Origin of the sequence: Halomonas sp. YLGW01 (assembly GCF_014840935.1) — a bacterium.
Classification (GTDB): Bacteria; Pseudomonadota; Gammaproteobacteria; order Pseudomonadales; family Halomonadaceae; genus Onishia.
Window position 1 is genome coordinate 2,048,153 of the sequence record NZ_CP062005.1, and the last position, 14,729, is coordinate 2,062,881.

The 14,729-nt window shown below is 66.7% G+C and carries 13 protein-coding genes; 9 read left to right on the forward strand and 4 right to left on the reverse strand.

What is annotated here, in order from left to right:
• Positions 1 to 16: 16 nt before the first annotated feature.
• The 8 genes from IEJ03_RS09510 to IEJ03_RS09545 all read left to right on the forward strand — a co-directional run bounded on the left by IEJ03_RS09510 (position 17) and on the right by IEJ03_RS09545 (position 8,657).
• Complete coding sequence (locus tag IEJ03_RS09510; protein ID WP_192034636.1) at positions 17 to 613, forward strand: GNAT family N-acetyltransferase; 597 nt, start codon at positions 17 to 19, stop codon at positions 611 to 613.
• A complete protein-coding gene (locus IEJ03_RS09515) occupies positions 610 to 1,518 on the forward strand; it encodes a carbon-nitrogen hydrolase family protein (RefSeq protein ID WP_192034637.1) in 909 nt (302 codons plus the stop codon). The genes IEJ03_RS09510 and IEJ03_RS09515 overlap by 4 nt, the downstream gene beginning before the upstream one ends.
• Before the next feature lie 120 nt (positions 1,519 to 1,638).
• Positions 1,639 to 3,357 carry a proline--tRNA ligase gene (locus IEJ03_RS09520; RefSeq protein ID WP_192034638.1) on the forward strand — a complete coding sequence of 573 codons (1,719 nt, stop codon included), beginning with the start codon at positions 1,639 to 1,641 and terminating at the stop codon, positions 3,355 to 3,357.
• Positions 3,293 to 3,973 (forward strand): lytic transglycosylase domain-containing protein, encoded by a 681-nt coding sequence (locus IEJ03_RS15995; protein ID WP_192034639.1) that lies wholly within the window; start codon positions 3,293 to 3,295, stop codon positions 3,971 to 3,973. The genes IEJ03_RS09520 and IEJ03_RS15995 overlap by 65 nt, the downstream gene beginning before the upstream one ends.
• 137 nt (positions 3,974 to 4,110) lie before the next feature.
• A complete protein-coding gene (locus tag IEJ03_RS09530) occupies positions 4,111 to 4,782 on the forward strand; it encodes a carboxypeptidase regulatory-like domain-containing protein (RefSeq protein WP_192034640.1) in 672 nt (223 codons plus the stop codon).
• A gap of 7 nt (positions 4,783 to 4,789) precedes the next feature.
• Complete coding sequence (locus IEJ03_RS09535; RefSeq protein WP_192034641.1) at positions 4,790 to 7,120, forward strand: EAL domain-containing protein; 2,331 nt, start codon at positions 4,790 to 4,792, stop codon at positions 7,118 to 7,120.
• Positions 7,121 to 7,122: 2 nt separating this feature from the next.
• The gene (locus IEJ03_RS09540; RefSeq protein ID WP_242457925.1) at positions 7,123 to 8,076 is read left to right on the forward strand and encodes a DUF3034 family protein; all 954 of its coding nucleotides are present in this window, start codon (positions 7,123 to 7,125) and stop codon (positions 8,074 to 8,076) included.
• Positions 8,073 to 8,657, forward strand: coding sequence for a group 1 truncated hemoglobin (locus IEJ03_RS09545; RefSeq protein ID WP_242457926.1), 585 nt, complete (start codon positions 8,073 to 8,075; stop codon positions 8,655 to 8,657). Before IEJ03_RS09540 ends, IEJ03_RS09545 begins: the two co-directional genes overlap by 4 nt.
• 216 nt (positions 8,658 to 8,873) lie before the next feature.
• On the opposite strand, the gene IEJ03_RS09550 is transcribed toward IEJ03_RS09545, so the two are convergent.
• Together IEJ03_RS09550 and rfaH are read right to left on the reverse strand one after the other, a co-directional pair.
• Entirely contained in the window at positions 8,874 to 9,380 is a 507-nt protein-coding gene (locus IEJ03_RS09550; RefSeq protein ID WP_192034642.1) for a peptidylprolyl isomerase, read from the reverse strand.
• A gap of 37 nt (positions 9,381 to 9,417) precedes the next feature.
• A complete protein-coding gene (gene rfaH / locus IEJ03_RS09555) occupies positions 9,418 to 9,960 on the reverse strand; it encodes a transcription/translation regulatory transformer protein RfaH (RefSeq protein ID WP_192034643.1) in 543 nt (180 codons plus the stop codon).
• Between the two features lie 252 nt (positions 9,961 to 10,212).
• Here rfaH and IEJ03_RS09560 point away from each other — a divergent pair, with 252 nt between their 5' ends.
• Positions 10,213 to 11,577, forward strand: coding sequence for an MFS transporter (locus tag IEJ03_RS09560; protein ID WP_192034644.1), 1,365 nt, complete (start codon positions 10,213 to 10,215; stop codon positions 11,575 to 11,577).
• Positions 11,578 to 11,684: 107 nt separating this feature from the next.
• Here the strand turns inward: IEJ03_RS09560 and IEJ03_RS09565 are convergent, their stop codons facing one another.
• Both IEJ03_RS09565 and IEJ03_RS09570 read right to left on the reverse strand, forming a co-directional pair.
• Complete coding sequence (locus tag IEJ03_RS09565; protein WP_192034645.1) at positions 11,685 to 13,511, reverse strand: SEC-C domain-containing protein; 1,827 nt, start codon at positions 13,509 to 13,511, stop codon at positions 11,685 to 11,687.
• Positions 13,512 to 13,614: 103 nt separating this feature from the next.
• Positions 13,615 to 14,547: a homocysteine S-methyltransferase family protein gene (locus IEJ03_RS09570; RefSeq protein WP_192034646.1), complete on the reverse strand. Its 933-nt coding sequence runs from the start codon at positions 14,545 to 14,547 to the stop codon at positions 13,615 to 13,617.
• Positions 14,548 to 14,729 lie beyond the last annotated feature (182 nt).

Sequence of the window (14,729 nt, forward strand, 5' to 3'; positions counted from 1 at the left end):
TGAGACGACTCCTGCCATGAACGACCTCACCCTGACCACCTGCCAGGGGCAGGGCATCACGCCCTACCTCGAGGCCCTGGCCCGGCTACGCATCCGGGTCTTCCGCGACTTTCCCTACCTCTACGATGGTGATCTTGCCTATGAGGCCGAGTATCTCGCACGCTACGCCGAATGCCCGCAGAGCCTGTTCGTGCTGGCTTTCGACGGCGAAACGCTGGTCGGCGCGGCTACCGGCATGCCGCTCTCGGCCCAGATCGAGGCGTTCCGCGCGCCCTTCCTGAAGGCCGGCTACCGGGTCGAGGACATCTTCTACTACGGGGAATCGGTGCTACTGGCCGACTATCGCGGCCAGGGGGTTGGCAAGGCCTTCATGGAAGCTCGGGAGGATCACGCCTTTCGCCAGGGGTTCGCCAGGGCTGCCTTCTGCGCCGTCGAGCGCGAGCCCAACCACCCGCTCGAGCCCGATGACTACCGGCCGCTGCATGACTTCTGGCTGGGGCGGGACTACCGCCGCACGCCGACGCTTAGCACCACCTTCGCTTGGAAGGATGTCGGCGAGGTCGAGGAGACGGCCAAACCGATGGTGTTCTGGCTCAAGGAACTGACCACATGAGTGCAGGGTCACCCACTGTCAACGTGGCCAGCGCCCAGTACCCCATCGATGCGTTTCACTCCCTGGACGAGTTTCGGGCCAAGGCGAGCCGCTGGGTGCACGAGGCGGCGAGCCGCGGGGCACAGCTGCTGGTGTTTCCCGAATACGGCGGCATGGAGCTGACCTCGCTGCTGCCGGAGGCGATGCGCGACGACCTCGATGCCCAGCTGCACGGCCTGCAACCGTTGCGCGACGCCGCGCTGACCACCTGGCAGGCACTGGCCAGGGCACACGGCGTGACGCTGCTGGCCCCGTCCATGCCCTGGCAGCGAGAGGACGGATGCTTCGTCAACCGCGCCTGGCTGATCGGCCCCGACGGGGAGATGGATTATCAGGACAAGATGATCATGACCCGCTTCGAGAACGACACCTGGGGCATTTCGCCGGGCAGCGAGCTCAAGGTCTTCGATACCCAGGCCGGACGTCTGGGCGTGCTGATCTGCTATGACAGCGAATTTCCGCTGCTGGCCCGCCGCCTGGTCGAGGCCGGCGCCGAGCTGCTGCTGGTGCCCAGCTGCACCGACACCCAGGCCGGTTATCACCGCGTTCAGCTGTCGTCACAGGCGCGAGCCATCGAGCAGCAGGTAGCGGTACTGCATGCTCCCACCGTCGGCGAGGCCCTGTGGTCGCCGGCGGTGGACATCAACATCGGCCGCGCCGCCGTCTATGCGCCCTGCGACCACGGTTTCCCCGCCGATGGCGTACTGACGAAGGCCGAGGACGCCACCCCCGGCTGGCAGTTCGCTCGCCTCGACCTTGCGCGCATCGCCGCCCTCCGCGAATCCGGCCAGGTCAACAACCATGCCGACTGGGCCCTGCAGGCCGGCCCTCTCGCCGCCGGCATCGATACCGTCACGCTGGGTTGAACGACGAGGCCAGTCGCCTTTTGCCGCCACCCGGCCTTCACCGTACAATGCTTGCAACCCTGCCCGCCGGCCATCAGGCCGGCCGGTGCCCGTTCAAGATTCGAAGGATACGCCGGACCCATGCGCGCCAGCCAACTGTTGCTCTCCACCCTCAAGGAAACGCCCTCCGACGCCGAAGTGATCAGCCACCAGCTGATGCTGCGTGCGGGCATGATTCGCCGCCTGACCTCGGGGCTCTACACCTGGCTGCCGATGGGCCTGCGTACCCTGCGCAAGGTCGAGCGGGTGGTGCGCGAGGAGATGGATCGTGCCGGCGCCCAGGAAGTGCTGATGCCGGCGGTCCAGCCCGCCGAGCTGTGGCAGGAATCCGGCCGCTGGGAGCAGTACGGCCCGGAGCTGCTGCGCCTCAAGGATCGCCATGACCGCGACTACTGCGTGGGACCGACCCATGAGGAAGTGATCACCGACCTGGTGCGCAAGGAGATCGCGAGCTACAAGCAGCTGCCGGCCAACTTCTACCAGATCCAGACCAAGTTCCGCGACGAGATCCGTCCGCGCTTCGGGGTGATGCGCTCGCGGGAGTTCATCATGAAGGACGCCTACTCCTTCCATATCGATGAGGCCTCCCTGAAGGAGACCTACCAGGCGATGTATGACGCCTATGTGCGCATCTTCACTCGCCTGGGGCTGGACTTCCGCCCGGTGATCGCCGACAACGGCGCCATCGGCGGCACCGGCTCCCACGAATTCCACGTGCTGGCCGACTCCGGCGAGGACGATATCGTCTTCTCCACCGCCTCCGACTATGCCGCCAACATCGAGAAGGCCGAGGCCCTGCCGGCACCGCTGGGCAGCGAGGCCGTGGCTGGCGCCCCGAGCGAGGAGCTGCGCCTGGTCGACACCCCGGAGACCAAGACCATCGCCGCCCTGGTCGAGAAGCATGGCCTCGCCATCGAGAAGACCATCAAGACGCTGATGGTGCACGCCGAGGCCGGTGGCCTGATCGCCCTGCTGGTACGTGGTGATCACGAGCTCAACGAGGTCAAGGCCGAGAACCTGCCCGAGGTCAAGGCACCGCTGACCATGGCCACCGAGGCCGAGATCCGCGCCGCCGTGGGCGCCGGCCCCGGCTCGCTCGGCCCTGTCAACCTGGACATGCCGGTGATCGTCGATCGCAGCGTGGCGCTGATGAACGACTTCGGCGCCGGCGCCAACGTGGACGACAAGCACTACTTCGGCATCAACTGGGAGCGTGACCTGCCGCTGCCCCAGGTCGCCGACATCCGTAACGTGGTCGAGGGCGACCCCTCTCCGGACGGCCAGGGTACGCTTGCGATCAAGCGCGGCATCGAGGTCGGTCACGTCTTCCAGCTGGGCACCAAGTACTCCAAGGCCATGAATGCCACCGTGCTGGGCGACAACGGCAAGGCCGTCCACCCCTGGATGGGCTGCTACGGCATCGGCGTGACCCGCGTGGTGGCCTCCGCCATCGAGCAGAACCATGACGACGCCGGCATCATCTGGCCCGACGCCCTCGCCCCCTTCGAGGTGGCCATGGTGCCGATGAACGCCCACAAGTCCGAGCGGGTCCGCGAAACCGCCGAGCGGCTGTATCAGGACCTCACGGCCGCGGGTATCGACGTGCTGCTTGACGACCGGGATATCCGCCCCGGGGTCAAGTTCGCAGATCAGGAGTTGATCGGCATCCCGCACCGGCTGGTGATCGGCGATCGCAGCCTCGACAAGGGTGAGCTCGAGTACAAGGGACGTCGCGATGATCAAGCCACCATGGTACCCGCAGACACCATCATCGACTTCCTGCGTGGCCGCATCGGGTAATGCCCGTGGTCGGAGCGTCTGGCTGAACGCCACGCGACTGAAGCTGTCACTGCTGAGCCTGGCACTGCTGGGCTCGGCGCTGCTGTCGGTCAGCGCCCCGGCCACTGCCGCTCAGAGCTATTCAGCCCCTCTCCACCAGACCCTGGAGAGCGTGCTCGAGACTCCCAGGCCCCCCATCGAGCGCTGGACGGATCACCAATGGCGCTCGACCATGGCAACACGGCTCTCCCGCTACGTCGACGATCCCGACCGCCGCCTTCGCCTGCTCGACCGCATTCAGCAGGAAGCCCGGCTGGCCGGGCTCTCCCCCGGCATCGTGATGGCGGTGATTCAGGTCGAGAGCGCCTTCCAGCCGAATGCGGTGTCCAGCGCCGGCGCCAGGGGACTGATGCAGGTGATGCCGTTCTGGGTCGAGGCCCTCGGACGCCCGGATGACAACCTCTTCGATCCCCTCCTCAACCTGCGCTATGGCTGCACCATTCTCGCCCACTACCTGGCCGTAGAGGATGGCGACCTGACGCGCGCCCTGGCCCGTTACAACGGCAGCCGTGGCAAGACCTGGTATCCCGAACGCGTGATGAGAGCCTGGCGCCAGCACTGGTGGCTGTCCCCTTGATCGAGACTTGCCCCCCGGCCACGGATACCGATACGTTTCCTCCAAAACAACCATTTACGTCGGGCCGTTCAACGCCGATGATGCAGGTACCCCCTGCCTTGGCTTCCCGCCGGACGCCTGCGACAAAAGGATTTGCTGTGCCTCGAGTCCCTCATGTTCTGCTGAGCATCCTGGTGCTGGCGACTGTCACCCTCAACAGCCTGGACGCCAAGGCCGCCCGCATCACCGTCATTGATGCGGCAACCGGCCAACCGCTCCCCGATGCGGTTGTCGAGGTGGATGTTGCAGACACACCGCCGGCCGATACCGCTTCGTTCGAGATCTTCCAGCGCGATGCCGCCTTTCATCCCCATGTCAGTGCCGTGCCGGTCGGCAGCCGCATCAGCTTTCCCAACCGCGACACGACCCGTCACCACGTCTATTCCTTCTCGCCCACCGGCGTATTCGACCTGAACCTCTACCGGCAGGACACGCCACCCCCCGTGCACTTCGACAGGGCAGGGGTGGCGGTGCTCGGCTGCAACATCCATGACCATATGCAGGCCTTCATCGTGGTCAGCGACGCCGACTACCAGGCGATCGCCGACGAAAGCGGCCAGGTCCGCCTGACCGATCTGCCCCCGGGTGAGCATCGTCTGCGTGTCTGGCACCCTCGCCTCGATGAGACCCATCAGCAATGGTGGCAGGCCCCCACGCCGATCACTGCCGACGATCGGCGCAGCGTCTCGCTATCGCTCGCGGTCTCGCCGAGACCAGCGCCCAAGCACTCATCACTGCAACAGCGCTTCAATCGCGCCCTGAGCCAGTGAGGCCCGGATGAGCTTCCGTTCCCGCCTGCTCATCACCATGCTCACGGTCGTGATACTGGCCCAGGTGGTGACAGCCGCCGCCACCTTGAGCGCCGTTCGAGCCGATATCATGGCCGCCGGCCAGCGCAACCTGGACATCGGCCTCGGCGTGTTGCGCGAGGTACTCGATGCCCGCGGCGAACGGCTACGCGATACCGTCGATATTCTCACAGACGATTTCGGCTTCAAGAGCGCGGTGGCCACCCAGGATACCGCCACCCTGGAATCGGTGTTGATCAACCATGGCAGTCGTGCCGAAGCGGACATGGTGCTGCTCGCCGACCCCGAGGGACGGCTACTGGCCAGCAGCCACCATGAGACCGGGAGCCAGCTGCCCTTCGAGGGCCTCTGGCGCGCGGCCCGGGACGGCCAGGGCAGCGTGGAGGTGGTGCTGCAGGACGACGTCCCCTACCAGTTCGTGCTGCTACCCGTGCGTGCCCCTCACCTGATCGGCTGGGCGGGCATGGGCTTTCGGCTCGACGCCGAGCTCGCCCTGGAGATCGATGCCCTGACCCAGCTACCGGTAAGCTTCATCGGCCACCGCCTGGGCGAGGCCCGCGCCAGCTATACGGCCACCTCTCGCGCCGCCTTGCCACCAACCGAGATTTCTCGGCTGCTGTCGGCGCTCAACGGCCTGGGCAGCGTCGAGGACCTGGATGCCAGTGCCGACTACCTGACTCGCGCCAGTCTGCTACGCCGCACCGGAGAGAGTGAAGCCTTCGCCCTGGTCCAGGCGTCCCGCCAGAGCCTGATGGCACCCTATCGTGATATCCAGTGGCAGCTGCTGGCGCTGTTCGCGGCGACCCTGACGCTGACCGCCCTGGTCGCAGCCTTCAGCGCCCGGGGCATCAGCCGTCCGCTACGCCGGCTTGCCGATGCCGCCCGACGCATCGGTCGGGGCGAGCGAATCGGCCATCTCGAGTCCGGCCAGCGCGGCGAGATGCGGGTGCTGGCAAACACCCTGATGACCATGCAGGAAGATATCGTGCAACGCGAGGAGAGCCTGCTGCATCAGTCCCGCCACGACCTGCTAACGGATCTGCCCAACCGCACCTCGGCTCAGCATGACGTCCAGGACGATATTGCCACCGGACAGGCGTTTACCCTGCTGCGCCTGGCGATCCGCGACTTTCGCCGCATCAACGACACCTTCGGCTATGCCCTCGGCGATCAGGTCCTGATCACCCTGTCGCGGCGGCTCGAGCAGCTGCCGGCGCCGGCCGTTCAGCCCTACCGCATGGGCGGTGACGAATTCCTGCTGCGCCTGAACACGCCGGCCTGCCCGGCCGACTGGTTCGAGGCGATGCAGTCACGCCTCGCTGAACCGATCGATCTGGACGGCTCGCCGATACGGCCGCGCCTGTCGTTCGGCGAGGTGCGCTACCCCGACGACGGTGACAGCGCCGCCCTGCTGCTGCGTCGCGCCGACGTGGCCCTGGACATCGCCCGTCATCACCACCATCACCACCAGCGCTATATCGCCGGCCAGGACGAGCGACACCTGCGCCAACTGACCCTGATCCGCGATCTCCAGGACGCGGTCGACCAGCATCAGTTGACCATGGTCTACCAGCCCAAGGTGCTGGCAACCAACGGCGATATCGTCCAGTTCGAGGCACTGATGCGCTGGGAACACCCGAGTCTCGGCTTCATTCCGCCCGACGAGTTCATCACCCTGGCCGAGCGCTCGGGCAATATCCGCCTGCTCAGTGGCTGGATGATCGAGACGGTCTGCGCCCAGTTGCGTCACTGGCAGGCTCAGGGCCACGAACTGCGGGTGGCCATCAACCTGTCGGCCGAGGACGTGATGGACGAGACCCTGACAAGCCGGCTGAAAGAGGGACTCTCGCGGTATGGCCTGGTGCCGGACCAACTGGGACTCGAGGTCACCGAGAGCGCCATCATCAAGGACCCGGCGCTCGCCACCCGACATCTTGAGGAGCTGCGTCGCGCCGGCATGACACTGGCCATCGACGACTTCGGCACCGGCTACTCGTCCCTGGCTCAGCTCAAGCGGCTGCCGGTTCAGGAACTCAAGATCGACAAGTCCTTCATCCTGCGCCTGGACCGCTCCCCCGACGATGAGGTCATCGTGCGTTCGACCATCGAGCTGGGACAGAACCTCGGCCTCAAGGTAGTGGCCGAGGGCGTAGAGACCGAGGCGAGTCGCGCCATGCTCAGACGGTTCGGCTGCCACTGCCTGCAGGGCTATCTGATCGCCCGGCCGCTGCCCGCCGATCAGGTACCCGACTGGATCGCCGGCTATCGGGCCATTCCGCCCGCCACCCCAGGAGCCTGATCATGACGCCCTCAGAATGCCTCGTAAGCGCGATGCCAGGGTCTCTCGATTCCCGCGACCTCGGCGTGCGGGGTTCCGCCCCGCGCACAGGGCGCCTCCAACGTCTGCAGCTGCGTCGGGCTCGGGCGCCCCTGGCCATGCTGGCCCTGGCCGCCCTGCTGCTTCCGCCCTCTGCCCAGGCCGGCAGCCGCCTGCTGGGCACCGGCGGTGTCACCCAGATCGAGGGCGCCGCCGGCGGCGGACTCTCGCCCTGGGGCGTGCTCGCCGGCACCGCCAGCGAAGGCGAAGTCGCCGCCACTGCCAGCGTCACCCAGGCGCGGGTGGACGACTACACCTTGGGGGTGGCTGGCGTCGCCGCCAACCTTCACGACCGCCTGGAGCTGTCGCTGGCCCGTCAGCGCCTCGATCTGGATACCCTGGGCGGGCGCCTCGAGCAGGACATCCTGGGGGCCAAACTGCGCCTCTACGGCGACCCGCTCTATGACACCTGGGGCACCTGGAGCCTGGGGGTTCAGCGCAAGCAGATGGTCGATGGCGAACTGGCCACGGCGCTGGGCGCCAGGGACACGGAGGGTACCGACATCTACCTCGCCACCAGCAAGCTCTGGTTCGCGGCGATCGGCGGACGCAACCTCCTGACCAACCTGACCCTTCGCTCGACCCGCGCCAACCAGGGCGGTCTGCTGGGCTTCGGTGGCGATGAAGAGGCCGACCGCTCATTGGTCATGGAGGGTTCATTGGGGCTGATGCTCGCGCCCGACTGGGTGGTGGGCCTCGAGTATCGGCAGAAGCCCGACAACCTGGGCGTCGCCGCCGAGCACGACTGGCGCGATGTCTACGTGGCACATTTCTTCAACAAGCACGTCTCGCTGACCGGTGCCTGGCTCGATCTCGGCGATATCGCCGGCCTCGCCGACCAGCAAGGCGGCTATCTCTCGCTGCAGGTGGCGCTATGATCGGTTCTTCGCTCACCCCGCCTAGCTCATCCACTCGCGCCTCGCGCCGCACCTCCTTCCGCCAAGCATATCGGTCGGCCCCCTCGAGCCTGGCCCTGATCGCCGGCCTTGTGATGCTCGGTGGCTGCGCCCACTCAGCCCCCTCGACCAGCCTGGACGCCCAGGGGTCGCCCCCGGGCGGCGGCCTGTCGAGTGCGGAAACCAGCGCATCCGCCGACCACGAGACCCTGTATGCCACCCTTGGCGGGGAGACCGTCATCGCGGCCGTCGTCGATGACTTCCTCTACCGGATCGCCGGGGACCAACGTATCGTCGGCTTCTTCGCCAACACCAACATCGATCACTTCGACGAGGCCTTCGCCACCCAGCTGTGCGATATCAGCGACGGTCCCTGTGACTACACGGGCCCCTCGATGGCCCGTGCCCATCAACAGATGGGCCTTACCGAGGCCCACTTCAATGCGGTGGTCGGCCACCTGCGCGCCGCCCTGATCGACCAGGGCGTGGCCACCGGGCCGCGCAACCGGCTGCTGGGACGCCTGGCCAGCCTTCACGATGCGGTGATGCTCCGTCAGCCGTGAGGCCGGCACCTGCCCCTTCGCGCCGGATCCTGCCCCGGCCCCTGGCAACACGATGGAGACACAAAAAAGCCGACCCGAAGGTCGGCCACCGGAGAAGGGATCAAGACTCGGGGACGCCGCCTCCTTCCTAGCGAATTGATCTGGAGCAGATATGCTCATCTGGCAGCACCAGGCCAGTCTCTGAGCCCAGGGTAGCGGCGCATCACACGCCAAGGATCACAGCACCTTGCGATCCTCGACCTTGGCATGATCGGTGCCTTCCGGCAGCGGATGGCCCTTGGCCAGTTCGGCCCGGGTCGCCTCGCGCACCGACAGCACCTCGAGCTCGTAGGTGAGGGTCTCTCCCGCCAGCGGATGGTTGGTGTCCACGGTGACCTGGGTGGCCCCGACCTCGAGCACCGTGACCACCTGTGGGCCATCTTCGCCGGGGGTCTGGAAGCGCATACCGGGGGTTAACTCGGCGACCGGGAAGGAGCCGCGGCCGACCTGCTGCACCTTTTCCTCGTCTCGCTGGCCGTAAGCCTCATCGGGGCCGAGGGTGGCACTCAGGGTGGCGCCGGGCGCCTGGCCCTCGAGGGCGCGCTCGAGGCCGGCCACGATATTGACGTGGCCATGCAGATACTCGAGGGGCGTCTCTCGGGCACGAGAATCGTCGAGCAGGGTACCGGTGGCATCCGTCAGGCGATAGTGCAGGCTAACGACCCGATGGGAGGCGATTTGCATGAAGAACACTCCTTGAAGGGAATGCGCCGTCCGGCGCTTACTGGGGACGGCGCAGCTGGGCGATGGGCATTTCCAGACGCTGCTGCTTGTGCAGCATGTTGAGCAGCACGATGGCACGCTCCTCGCCCTTCTGGGACTCGAACACCGCCTTGAGATCCTGGAAGGGCCCCTCGGTGATCTCGACGCTATCGCCGGCGCGGAAGTAGACATTGGCCACTTCATCCTCGTGCGCGTCACTGGCATTGGCCCTCAGTGTCTCGATCAGACTGTCGGCCACCGCCACCGGCTCTTCGCCGAAGGTCAGCAGCTTCAGCACGCCGCGGGTCGAACGGATCGGACGCCAGTTGCTGGCGATGCGATCCAGGCGGATGAACAGATAATAGGGGAACAGCGGCTCGGCCACCCAGGCGAGCTTGCCCCGGCGTTTCTTCTGCACCTCGAGCACCGGATGAAAGACCTCATAGCCCTGATTGCCGAGATGTTCGGCCGCGCGGAAGGATTCCCCCCCCTTGCACTGGATCACGTACCAGCGCGGGATGGCCTTGGTGTCATGCACCTGACCGTCGGTGGCATCATTCATGAGCGTCCCTTCTCCTTACGCGCGTCCTTGGCAGCGACTGCGTCACTTGTCACACTTGTGTTGCTCATCGCTCTCGTCACACTCAGATCCTTGGTCACATGAACGGGGCCGCGACGCCTGATGGTCGGATAGCACCGCGCATGGACGAGGATAACTAATTGATTTTACATGGCGTCATACGACGCGGCTTGCGCCCATTCTAGCATCGCCCCCCGGCCGCGTGTACGTCCCATCCCGATCCGGAGTGTTTCGATGCCCTCGTTATCCCCGCGCCGTAGCTGGCGCGATGCCCTGTCGGTCTACCTGCACGCGCCGGTCATCACCATGCTGTTTCTGGGGTTTTCCGCCGGCCTGCCATTCCTGCTGGTATTCTCGACCCTCTCGGCCTGGCTGCGCAGTGATGGCGTCGAAGTGGCCGCCATCGGCTTCTTCGCCTGGATCGGCATGCTCTATTCGATCAAGTTCTTCTGGGCACCGGTGGTCGATCGCCTGGCACTGCCCTGGCTGACTCGACGCCTCGGCCAGCGCCGCAGCTGGATGCTGCTCGCCCAGGCGATGATCGCCACGGGCCTGGTGGGACTCTCCAGCCTCGAGCCGCAGGGCCACCTGGCGCTGGTGGCGGCCTTCGCCCTGCTGGTGGCGTTCGGCTCGGCCACCCAGGACATCGCCATCGACGCCTTTCGCATCGAGTCCGCCCCCGAGGAGGTTCAGGCCGCCATGGCCTCGACCTACATCATCGGCTACCGGGGCGGACTGATCGCCGCCGGCGCCGGCGCTCTGTACCTCGCCTCGCTGATCTCCTGGCAGGCGGCCTACCTTGCCATGGCAGCGCTGGTGAGCGTCGGCATGCTGACCGTGCTGCTGCGCCCGGAGCCCGCGCGGTCGTCGCTGTCGGTGCAGCTGATCCATGAGCCCCGGGTGCGGGCCTTCCTGCGGGCAACCCGCGGTCGCCCCCGAGTGCTGCGGCGCCTCGGCGCCTGGACCATCGGCGCGGTGGTCTGCCCCTTCACCGACTTCTTCGCCCGTCATGGCCGCCAGGCCCTGTGGCTGTTGGTATTCGTCGGGGTCTTTCGCATCAGCGATCTGGCGATGGCGTCGATGGCCAACCCGCTGTATATCGATCTGGGCTTTTCGCTTGCCACCATTGCCAACGTCACCAACGTATTCGGCATCGCCATGAGCATCGGCGGCGGCATTCTCGGTGGGCTGCTGGTGGTGCGTTACGGGATCGGGCCGATCCTGGTGCTGGGCGCCATGGCCGCGGCGCTGACCAATCTGCTGTTCGCCTCACTGGCTCTGGCCGGCGACAGTCTGCCGATGCTGGTGGCGACCATCACCGCCGACAACCTGGCCAATGGCCTGGCAAGCGCGGTCTTCATCGCCTTCCTGTCGAGCCTGACCTCACGCGCCTACACCGCCACCCAGTATGCGCTGTTCTCGTCGCTGATGACCTTGCCCGGCAAGTTCCTGAGCGGCTTCGGCGGCATGGTGGTCGCCGCCGAGGGCTATCCCACCTTCTTCGTGATGGCATCGGCCCTTGGCCTGCCGGCGATCCTGCTGGCGATGTGGATCCACCGCCGGTCCACGCTGCTGACCCAGCCGACACCCACCCGCTGATACACATCGGGCCGCGACAAATATCGCGGCCCGATGTGTGATCGCCCGTGGCCGGGCGATCGGATAGCTAAGGTTTAGGATATAGGCTCAGGGCATGCGCACAGGCATCAGGCCTTCAGGGTCTGGCGCTCACCGTCCAGCCAGTCCAGCGCCCCTTTAGTATTGGACCACTGATCACGCATCAGGGTGCGATACTGCCAGGCCTCGGCGCGGCTGCCGGGCTCGGGGGCATCCGCCTGGCGACCCCGCACCTCGCGTCCCTTCGGGTCGCAGAGCATCGCCATCACGTGAGGGTTGAGTCGACGCACGTCCTCAAGCGCCTCATGCGCCTCATCGAAACGCTCGAGACGATAGAGCGCCAGCACTCGCCCCATCAGCACCCCAAGCAGGGGCGGCGTCTCGTTGGCCTGCAGGCTGACCTCGAGCGCCCGCTGGTTGCGGTTCTCACGCAGCAACTGGTCGAGCACCAGCTCGCGCAGCCCCAGCGAATCCTGCGTATCCAGGCTCAGCAGCCGCTCGGCGAGTTCCCGGGAGCGTTCACGGGCACCGCGCTCCATGCCCACCACCAGGGCGAGCCCGGTGCGCAGCAGCACGGCATTGTCGGCGGCGTCCCACTCGAAGTCGCCCTCCCCTTCACTCTCGAGCTGAGTCAACCAGCGCTCCAGGCGCACCGCCAGCGGCTCGAAGAGGCTCGGCGCCATCCACGGCAGGCTGCCGAAGCGGCTGGTCAGGGCCAGAGTCAGCGACTGCACGACCTGCGGCGAGTCGAGCCACTCGGGATGCGAGCACAGCTCGCCCAGCCAGTCGCTGGCATGGGGCCAGGGGTCGTCCACGAACCCGAGCGCCGCCTCTTCATCGACCAGCACCTGAAAATGCTTTTGCCAGGCGGCGAACAACGTGTCCTGACGCGCGGTGCTGTGGTATTCGAGACTGCCCTCGGCAGTGCAATTGAACTCGAGCCGCGGCGCGGTCGGCAGCGACTCGAGCAGCGCCTGCAGGGCCGCCAGCGGATCGGCCAGGTCTTCCTCGGAATTGACCATCTGCTCGGCAAGGGTCGCGCCCGGATTCTCGGCCAGATCGGCCAGGAACTCGAGCTGTTCGGGATCGAGGTCGCCGCGCCGCGACAGCCGGCGAAACCAGAAACGCGCCCGCTCGGCGGCTTCCTCGACGTTGCCTTCATGGAGCAGCAGCATGGCCTCGATGTAGGCAAGGGTCGGCGAGTCCGGCAGCGCCTGTTGGGCACGCACGAAGGCCTCCCTGGCGCTTGCCAGATCATCATCATCGAGATACATCAGGCACAGCCGCTCCAGCGCCACGCCGCGCAGGAAGAGCGGGCCACGCTCGAGCACCTCGTCGAGCAGCGCCGTGCGCTTGCGGTGGAAGCCGCGCTCCTGATAGAGATCGATCAGCAGCTCGAAGGCCGGCTCGGCCTGCTCGGGGAGTCGCTCCCAGTCCGCGGACTGGAACAGCGCCTCGAGGATCTGCTGGGCGCGACCGCGCTGGCCGCCCTCGGCCGCAATCAGCCCGGCCTCGAGCAGTGCCTGGGCCGGTGCCCGGCCACTGTCCAGCGCCGCCTTCAGGGTCTCGCCCTTCCACTCGCGCAGTGACAGCATCCACATCAGGTGATCGGGCACCGGCCCGGGGAGACTCTCGGCGCCGCAGCACTGCTTGGTCTTGAGCCCGGAATCACACCAGCAGGGCTCGTTGCGTCCCGGGCGGGCCAGCGACTCACTGGCGAAATCCAGCCGCTCGAGCGGCGTCTGCGACCACAGTTCGGGCCCCAGCGCCTGCGCCAGAGTGAGCTTGCCGCCGACCAGCGCCGGACCGTCTTCGCGTACCCAGGCCATGAAGGACGGATAATGCTCGTTGTTCCGAATCGCCGTCAGTGCGCCGGAAGCGAAGCCCAGCAACTGTTCTACCCATACCGCCAGCATGTCATCTCCCTTCACCGAGGCTTTGCGCAGGCCGGACCTGCACCGAGGGGCAGCATGCTACCACGCCGCCCTTGGCCCCCTCACCATTGTCGACCCGACACGCTCAGCGTGTCTCGCGATTCCCTTCCCGTGACATGGCACCGGGACGCACTAACACATGCCTGCGCTCGCCAAGCACCTCGGCCAGGCGCGCGATATGCGAAGGCCCCACCTCACAGCAGCCGCCGATGATCTCGATGCCGTGATCGATCCAGCGGGTCGCCGTGCGGGTGAAGGCCTCCGGGTCGAGGTCATGGCGTGCTTCGAGAGCACTGACGGTGCCGCCGGGGGCCAGCGCCTCGACGGAGGTGAAGCCGTTGGGATAGGCGCCGGTCGCCCCGGGAAAACCTGTCAGCACATCGAGGCTGGCCTCGATGGTCTCGGGCTGGCTGCAATTAAGCAGCAGCGCCTGCACGCCGAGCGCCTGGGCCAGCCTCACCGCCTCCACCAGCGGTTCCTGGCTACGCAGCCGGTCGGGGTTTGCATCATCGAGGGTCACGGCGACCCACACCGGCAGGCCCGTTTCCGAGGCGGCCGTTGCCGCCGCGCGCATCTCGTCGAGCGAGGCCATCGCCTCGCACAGCCACAGGTCCACGCCCTTCCCGGCGGCGACCAGGCGACGATAGCTGGCCAGTGCCGCCTCGCCCGAGGGGGACTGATCGGGCCGATAGCTGGCGACCAGCGGCGGCAGACAGCCGGCAATCGCGACATCCTCACCACAGACGGCCACCGCTTTCTGCGCCCGCTCGAGCGCACGCTGATGGAGCATCTCAAGGGATGCTGCCTGACCGGCACGGGAAAGACGCTCCGGCGTTGCCGTATAGGTCGCCAGGGTGATCACCCGGGCGCCTGCCCGAATGAAGTCCTCATGCAGGCCCTGCACCAGCTCGGGATACTCCTTCAGGACATGGGTGGACCAGAGCGGGGTGGGCGGCTCGCCGGCACGGCGGATGAGCTCCTGGCCCATGCCGCCATCCAGCAGCACGATCGATGACATACCTTGACTCCTGACTCGCAGTACATTTTGCATTCGACTGACCTTCCCCGCGCTCACCTGCACCGGCCTCAAGGGCCAGGGACATGAGCCCACAGACGCAGCACTCACAAACGCAGCACGGGGCACCCGCGGGCACAGGATTTTAGCATGCTCATGATAGGGCTGTTGCGCTCAGGTGCGGG